We start from the raw sequence: 7,510 nt of genomic DNA on the forward strand, positions 1-7,510 counted from the left end.
CCCCCCCCCCCCCACCGCTTACAAGGCGTATTCGGCGGCCTCTTCGCGCGCGCTGCGGCGGCGCGGCGGCGTCGTTTGCAGCCGTGCGGGTTCGGTCTGAGGCTGGGGCTGCGCCAAGGTCATCGCGCTGGGCATGCCCAGTTGACGCTGGAAGACGCCGCACGAGCTGGCGGCCGGATCGGTTTCATCGCGGCCACTGAGCAACGGACAACCGGCGAACAGTTCGGCCACCCAGTCGGTGAAGGCGCGCACCTTGGGCGATAGCTGGCGGCTTTGCGGATACAGCACGGAAATTGCCGTGGAACTGGGTTTCCACTGCGGCAGGATTTCGATCAGTTCACCGGACTGCAAGTGCGGCAGCGCCATGTAGCGGGCCACCTGGATCAGGCCGAAGCCCTTCAGGCCGCAGTCCAGGTAGGCGCCGGCTTCGTTCACCGCCACCGTGCCCTTCATGTCCACTTCCTGGTGCTTGCCGTCGACCTTGAAATCCCAGGTGCAGTTACGGCCCGTGCGGCTCATGAAGTAGTGCACCGCGTGGTGGTCGCGCAACGATTCGATGGTTTGCGGCATGCCGTGGCGCGCCACATAGGTGGGCGAGGCGCAGGTGACGGTCTGCAAAGTGCCGATGCGTCGCGCAACCAGACTGGAATCTTCCAGGTCGCCGGCGCGAATCACGCAGTCAACGGCCTCTTGCACCATATCCACGGGACGGTCGCCCAGGCCAAGCACCAGCTCGACGTCGGGGTATTTGTCGTGGAAATCACACAATGCGGGAATCAGGATCAGCCGCCCGATGCAGGTCGGGACGTCGATGCGCAGCCGCCCTTTCAGGCGCAGCGCCGCTTCCTGGAAACAGGCCTCGGTTTCTTCGACGTCCGCCAGGATGCGCACGCAATGCTGGTAATAGCCCGCGCCGTCGGGCGTCAGGCCGATACGGCGCGTAGTGCGATTGAGCAGGCGCACGCCCAGAAGGCGTTCGAGGTTCTGGATGATGGTGGTGACGGTGGTGCGCGGAAGCGAGAGGCTGTCGGCCGCCCGAGTGAAGCTATTGGCGTCCACGACGCGCACAAACACCTGCATAGCCTGAAAACGGTCCATGGCGACGGTGTCCTTTTGGGCAAATAAGTCGGGGTGAACGGAGCATAACCCGATTTCGCCGCTGATTAGTCATTCCTGTCGAACAGTGTTGCCGAGATAGACGTGTTTATCCGGCCCCACAAAACACTCAGAATGCAAACCATCTTGAAGTGCCCTTGCCTCCCGGCGCCTCCACAGGGCATGTCAATCCTCAGCTTTCGCCACCGCAGTGACTACGCCCCGCCAAGGCGCCACTGCCCGGGAATCGCAACCCTGTTGCATGTTGCATTGCAGCATATGCATATATCCCGCGGACGTTAAGGACTGCCATGCCCAGGACTGCCGGAGCCGCCTCCGCCCCAGGCTCAAACAAGCGCGCTTTCGCCCCTATACCACTCAAGGAAACATCATGGTTTCGCGCAATCGTATCGCTATGCTCGTCGTCTTTGCAGCCGTTCTTGCGGCCGGAGGCGGCTATGCCCTGACCCGGGGCCCCGCCGGCGGCAATGTCGCCATGGCGCAAGGCGCCCCCGCCGCCACGCCCGTCGAGGTGGCCGAAGTCGTCACCAAGACCATCGTGGACTGGCAGCGTTATTCCGGCCGCCTGGAAGCCATCGACCGCGTCGACATCCGCCCGCTGGTGTCCGGCACGCTGACGCAAGTGCATTTCCAGGACGGCAGCATCGTCAAGAAGGGCGACCTGCTCTTCACCATCGACCCGCGCCCCTACGTGGCTGAAGTGGACCGCGCCGCCGCCGCCCTGACGGCCGCAAAGGCCCGCGCGTCCTACACCGCCACGGAACTGGCCCGCGGCCAGCGCCTGCTGGCGGACAACGCCATCGCGCGCCGCGACTTCGAGGAAAAGCAGAACGCCGCGCGCGAAGCCGCCGCCAACCTGCAAGGCGCGCAAGCCGCGCTGGACGCCGCCAAGTTGAACCTGGGCTACACGCGCATCGAAGCGCCGGTGGCCGGCCGCGTCTCGCGCGCTGAAGTCACCGTGGGCAACGTGGTCGCGGCCGGCGCCGCGTCGGTGCCGCTGACGAGGCTGGTGTCGGTAGCGAAGATGTACGCATCGTTCGACGTGGACGAACAAACCTTCCTGAGGTATGTGAACCCGGCGCGCAACGGCCGCGCAGGGTCGGTGCCGGTCGAACTGGGCCTGGCCAACGAGGAAGGCTATTCGCGCACCGGCTTCGTGCAATCCGTGGACAACCGCCTGGACGCGACGTCGGGCACGATCCGCGTGCGCGCCGAATTCGACAACGCCGACGGTTCGCTCCTGCCCGGCCTGTATGCCCGCGTCCGCCTGGGCGGCAGCGACCCGCGTTCGGCCGTGCTGATCGACGAACGCGCCATTGGCACCGACCAGGACAAGCGCTACGTGCTGGTACTGGACGACAAGAACCACGCCGTCTACCGCCAGGTGAAGCTGGGCGCCAACCAGGAAGGCCTGCGCGTCATCGACACCGGCTTGGCCGCGGGTGAACGCATCGTCGTCAATGGCCTGCAACGCATCCGCCCCGGCGACGCCGTGGCCCCGACCGTCGTGCCCATGGTTGCCGCCAAGGCTGCCCCGGTCAAGACCGCCGCAGCCGAGCTGAAGTAAGGCCTGCGCGTCTACAGAGAACGTTCATGAATATCTCAAAGTTCTTCATCGACCGGCCGATTTTCGCCGGCGTGTTGTCCATCCTGGTCTTGCTGGCTGGCTTGCTGGCCATGTTCCAGCTGCCCATTTCCGAATATCCGGAAGTCGTGCCGCCGTCGGTGGTGGTGCGCGCCCAATACCCGGGCGCCAACCCCAAGGTCATCGCCGAAACCGTTGCCTCGCCGCTGGAAGAATCCATCAACGGCGTGGAAGACATGCTGTACATGCAGTCGCAGGCCAATAGCGACGGCAACCTGACGCTGACCGTCAACTTCAAGCTGGGCGTGGACCCGGACAAGGCGCAGCAGCTGGTGCAGAACCGCGTGTCGCAAGCGCTGCCGCGCCTGCCGCCCGACGTGCAGCGCCTGGGCGTGACGACGGCCAAGAGTTCGCCCACGCTGACGCTGGTCGTGCACCTGATCTCGCCCAATGACCGCTACGACATCACCTATCTGCGCAACTACGCGATCCTGAACGTCAAGGATCGTCTGGCCCGCATCACGGGCGTGGGCGAAGTGACGGTGTGGGGCTCGGGCAACTACTCGATGCGCGTCTGGCTGGACCCGCAAAAGGTCGCCCAGCGCGGCATGACCGCGTCGGAAGTGGTCGCCGCCATCCGCGAGCAGAACGTCCAGGTCGCCGCCGGCGTGATCGGCGCATCGCCCACGCAAGGCGACGTGCCGCTGCAACTGAACGTGAATGCGCGTGGCCGCCTGCAAAGCGAGGAAGAGTTCAAGGACATCATCCTGAAGACCTCGCCCGACGGCGCCGTGACCTACCTGTCCGACGTCGCCCGCGTGGAGCTGGATGCGCAGGAATACGGTTTGCGTTCGCTGCTGGACAACAAGCAGGCGGTGGGCATGGGCATCATGCAGTCGCCGGGCGCGAACGCGCTAGACGTGTCGTCCAAGGTGCGCGCCGCCATGGCCGAGTTGTCGCAAGACTTCCCGCCGGGCGTGGAATACCGCATCGAATACGACCCCACGCAGTTCGTGCGGTCCAGTATCGAAGCCGTGGTGCACACGCTGCTGGAAGCCATTGCGCTGGTCGTGCTGGTGGTGATCCTGTTCCTGCAAACGTGGCGCGCATCGATCATCCCGCTGCTTGCCGTGCCCGTGTCCATCGTGGGTACGTTCGCGCTGCTGCTGGTGTTCGGCTATTCCATCAACGCCTTGTCGCTGTTCGGGATGGTGCTTGCCATCGGTATCGTGGTGGACGATGCGATCGTGGTGGTGGAAAACGTGGAACGCAACATCGCGGCGGGCTTGAGTCCACGCGACGCGACCTACCGCGCCATGCGTGAAGTCAGCGGCCCCATCATCGCTATCGCATTGACGCTGTGCGCCGTGTTCGTGCCGCTGGCCTTCATGACGGGCCTGACCGGCCAGTTCTACAAGCAGTTCGCCATGACCATCGCCATCTCGACGGTGATCTCGGCCTTTAACTCGTTGACCTTGTCGCCCGCGCTGTCGGCCCTGCTGCTGAAAAGCCATCACGACAAGCAGGACTGGCTGACCCGTGGCATGAACCGCGTCTTCGGCCGCTTCTTCAACTGGTTCAACAACATGTTCGGCCGCGCGTCCGAGTCCTACGGCACGGGCGTGTCCGGCGTGATCCGCCGCAAGGCCGGTGCGATGGGCGTGTACGCGGTGCTGGTGGCCGCCACCATCGGCGTGTCGTACCTGGTGCCCGGCGGCTTCGTGCCCGCGCAGGACAAGCAGTATCTGATCGGCTTCACGCAGTTGCCCAACGGCGCGTCGCTGGACCGCACGGAAGCGGTGATCCGCCGCATGAGCGACATCGCCCTGAAGGAACCTGGCGTGCAATCCGCCATCGCCTTCCCGGGCCTGTCGATCAACGGCTTCACCAACAGCTCCAGCGCCGGTATCGTGTTCGTGACGCTCAAGCCCTTTGATGAACGCAAGGGCGCCGCGCTCTCGGGCAACGCCATCGCCGCCTCGCTGAACCAGAAGTTCGCGACGATCCAGGACTCGTTCATTGCCGTGTTCCCGCCGCCGCCCGTGATGGGGTTGGGCACGCTGGGCGGCTTCAAGCTGCAACTGGAAGACCGCGCCGCGCTGGGCTATGCCGAACTGGACAAGGCCAAGCAGGCGTTCCTGGAAAAGGCGCGTCAAACGCCTGAACTGGGCCCGTCGTTCTCCAGCTACGAGATCAACGTGCCGCAGCTGGACGTCGATCTGGACCGCGTGAAGGCCAAGCAGCAGGGTGTGCCGGTGACGGAAGTGTTCGACACCATGCAGATCTACCTGGGTTCGATGTACGTGAACGACTTCAACCGCTTTGGCCGGGTGTTCCAGGTGCGTGCGCAAGCCGATGCGCCGTTCCGCGCCCACGCCGACGACATCCTGCAACTGAAGACCCGCAATGCCGCGGGCGACATGGTGCCGCTGTCGTCGCTGGTGACGGTCAAGCAGACCTTCGGGCCTGAAATGGTGGTGCGCTACAACGGCTACACGGCCGCCGACATCAACGGCGGACCGGCGCCGGGCTTCTCGTCCGACCAGGCGCAAGCCGCGGCCGAACGCGTCGCCGCCGAAACGCTGCCGCGCGGTGTGAAGTTCGAATGGACCGACCTGACGTATCAGCAGATTCTGGCGGGCAATGCCGGCTTGTGGGTGTTCCCGATCAGCGTGCTGCTGGTGTTCCTGGTACTGGCCGCGCTGTATGAAAGCCTGACCTTGCCGCTGGCCGTGATCCTGATCGTGCCGATGAGCATCCTGGCCGCGCTGACGGGCGTCTACCTGACGGGCAACGACAACAACATCTTCACGCAGATCGGCCTGATGGTGCTGGTGGGGCTGTCGGCGAAGAACGCGATTCTGATCGTGGAGTTCGCCCGCGAGCTTGAAATGAGCGGCCGCACGCCGCTGGAAGCCGCCATCGAAGCCAGTCGCCTGCGTCTGCGCCCGATCTTGATGACGTCCATCGCGTTCATCATGGGCGTGGTGCCGCTGGTGCTGTCGTCGGGCGCCGGTTCCGAAATGCGCCATGCCATGGGCGTGGCGGTGTTCTTCGGGATGTTGGGCGTGACGTTGTTCGGCCTGTTCCTGACGCCGGTGTTCTACGTGCTGCTGCGTTCGCTGGGCGGCAAGCCGCTGCACTCGGCGGCCCCGCATGAAGCGCCGGAGTGCGCGCCGCACATCGACACGAATGCGCCGCCCGCCACGCAGCCCCACGCTTGAGGCCGGCAGACCCACAGAGAAGCCAGCGCGCCTTGCCCCAGCGGGCGGGGCGCGCGACAAAGAGAATTCATCATGATCCAAAGACTGACCCGCGGTTCCGCCCTGCTTGCCGTCCTGCTTGTGCTGGCCGGCTGCGCGGTGGGCCCCACCTACGAAAAGCCGTCCGCCGCCGCGCCGGCGGCCTTCAAGGAAGCCGCCCTGCCTGCATCCGAAGCCGGCACCTGGAAGCCCGCAGAGCCGTCTGAAGACGCGCTGCGCGGCGCCTGGTGGAAGGTGTTCGGCGACGACGGCCTGAACCAATTGCAGGAAGAAGCGCAACAGGCCAACCAGAACCTGCAAGCCGCCGCCGCCCGCCTGGCGCAGTCGCGCGCGCTGCAACGCGAAGCCCGCGCCGGCTTCTTCCCCACGCTGGATGCGGCCTTCGGCCCTAACCGCCAACGCCCCTCGGCCGTGTCGCAAGGCCTGCCGGACGGCACGTCCACCAATCCCGTGACGACGTGGCGCGCGCAAGGCGCGGTGTCGTATGAAGCCGACCTGTTCGGCCGCGTGGCATCCACCGCGGACGCCGCCACCGCCGACGCCCAGCAAAGCGAGGCCCTGTACCGGTCGGTGCTGCTGGCCCTGCAGGCCGACGTAGCCACCACGTACTTCCTGGTGCGCGAGCAGGACGCGGAATCGCAGCTGTACAACCAGACGGTGAAGCTGCGCACCGACACCCTGCAATTGATCCAGCGCCGCTTCGACGCTGGCGACATCAGCGAATTGGATCTGGCGCGGGCCAAGGCCGAGCTGGCATCCGCGCAATCGGAAGCGCTGGGCATCGACCGCCGCCGCGCCACCACCGAACACGCACTGGCGGTGCTGCTGGGCCGCGCCCCGTCCGATTTCACGATGCCGCCGCAGCCGATCCAGAAGGTCGCGCTGTCGATCCCCGCCGGTCTGCCGTCGACACTGCTGGAACGCCGCCCCGACATCGCTGCCGCAGAACGCGCGATGGCCGCCGCCAACGCCCGCGTCGGCGCCGCCAAGTCTGCGTTCTTCCCGCGCCTGGACATCACCGGCGCCTTCGGCTATGAGTCGTCCGACCTGGGTAACCTGTTCCAGTGGTCCAGCCGCACCTTCCTGCTGGGCCCGCTGGTCGGCGCCGCGCTCTCGATGCCCATCTTCGACGGCGGCCGCCGCCAGGCCGGCCTGGACCGCGCCCGCGCCGTCTACGAGGAAGACGTCGCCGTCTACCGCCAGACCGTGCTGAACGCGTTCCGCGAAGTCGAAGACAACCTGGCGAACCTGCGCATCCTGGCGGACCAGACCAAGGCGCAAGACGCCGCCGTCGAAGCCTCGGCCCGCGCCGCCAAGCTGTCGCACACGCAGTACCGCGAAGGCTCGATCAGCTACCTGGACGTGATCGAAGCCGATCGCAGCGTCCTGCTGCAACAACGCGTCGCCGTGCAATTGAGCGGCGAGCAAGCGCGCTCGGCGGTAGGCCTGATCCGCGCAATCGGCGGCGGCTGGGAAAATCCGGTTCCGCCGGACGCGGTGGCGGCGAAGTAGGCGCAAGACCCGGAAGGAAAAGAAAAAGCGGGGG

Annotated in this window: 4 protein-coding genes; 3 read left to right on the plus strand and 1 reads right to left on the minus strand. The window is 66.0% G+C overall.

Annotated features, from left to right (window positions below):
* Nucleotides 1-18 precede the first annotated feature (18 nt).
* Nucleotides 19-1,098 carry a LysR family transcriptional regulator gene (locus tag ACE039_RS15325; RefSeq protein ID WP_105560259.1) on the minus strand — a complete coding sequence of 360 codons (1,080 nt, stop codon included), beginning with the start codon at nt 1,096-1,098 and terminating at the stop codon, nt 19-21.
* A 388-nt stretch (nt 1,099-1,486) separates the two neighbouring features.
* Between ACE039_RS15325 and ACE039_RS15330 the strand changes: the two genes are divergently transcribed.
* The 3 genes from ACE039_RS15330 to ACE039_RS15340 all read left to right on the plus strand — a co-directional run bounded on the left by ACE039_RS15330 (nt 1,487) and on the right by ACE039_RS15340 (nt 7,476).
* Nucleotides 1,487-2,683, plus strand: a complete 1,197-nt coding sequence (locus ACE039_RS15330) for an efflux RND transporter periplasmic adaptor subunit (RefSeq protein WP_313458934.1) — start codon at nt 1,487-1,489, stop codon at nt 2,681-2,683.
* Nucleotides 2,684-2,709: 26 nt separating this feature from the next.
* Nucleotides 2,710-5,925 carry an efflux RND transporter permease subunit gene (locus tag ACE039_RS15335; protein WP_485822738.1) on the plus strand — a complete coding sequence of 1,072 codons (3,216 nt, stop codon included), beginning with the start codon at nt 2,710-2,712 and terminating at the stop codon, nt 5,923-5,925.
* A 72-nt stretch (nt 5,926-5,997) separates the two neighbouring features.
* Nucleotides 5,998-7,476: an efflux transporter outer membrane subunit gene (locus ACE039_RS15340; RefSeq protein WP_448712392.1), complete on the plus strand. Its 1,479-nt coding sequence runs from the start codon at nt 5,998-6,000 to the stop codon at nt 7,474-7,476.
* Nucleotides 7,477-7,510: the final 34 nt, after the last annotated feature.

The sequence above is a fragment of the Achromobacter maghribensis genome (assembly GCF_057334215.1).

Bases quoted from the DNA above. Each gene is read 5' to 3' on its own strand.
- ACE039_RS15325 (WP_105560259.1), bottom strand. From the start codon at position 1,098: ATGGACCGTTTTCAGGCTATGCAGGTGTTTGTGCGCGTCGTGGACGCC.
- ACE039_RS15330 (WP_313458934.1), top strand. From the start codon at position 1,487: ATGGTTTCGCGCAATCGTATCGCTATGCTCGTCGTCTTTGCAGCCGTT.
- ACE039_RS15335 (WP_485822738.1), top strand. From the start codon at position 2,710: ATGAATATCTCAAAGTTCTTCATCGACCGGCCGATTTTCGCCGGCGTG.
- ACE039_RS15340 (WP_448712392.1), top strand. From the start codon at position 5,998: ATGATCCAAAGACTGACCCGCGGTTCCGCCCTGCTTGCCGTCCTGCTT.